General features: G+C 74.7%; 1 protein-coding gene. It reads left to right on the top strand.

The window, feature by feature from the left end:
* Window positions 1–44: 44 nt before the first annotated feature.
* Window positions 45–241 (top strand): YraN family protein (locus KZZ06_RS22075; RefSeq protein WP_219582039.1); only part of this gene is annotated, 197 nt, incomplete at its 3' end.

Here is a 241-nt window from a genome sequence, read left to right as displayed (position 1 = left end):
CGCCTCGTCTACGCGCGCGCGCTGGCGCTGGCGCGGGACCCGGGATGACCGGGGCTCTGCCGGACGGGGCCGACCGGCGCCGCGCCGCCTATCGGTTCGGCCACCGGGCCGAGTGGTTGGCGCTCGCCGCGCTGATGCTGAAAGGCTACTGGCCGATCGGGCGGCGCGTCAGCGTCGCGGGCGGCGAGATCGATCTCGTCGTCCGGCGCTGGAACACCGTCGTCTTCGTGGAGGTCAAGGC

It is taken from the genome of Sulfitobacter sp. CW3 (genome assembly GCF_019392245.1).
Taxonomy (GTDB): domain Bacteria; phylum Pseudomonadota; class Alphaproteobacteria; order Rhodobacterales; family Rhodobacteraceae; genus Sulfitobacter.
The sequence above is the reverse complement of the archived record's forward strand: the minus strand, read 5'-3'. Positions and strand labels throughout refer to the sequence as shown.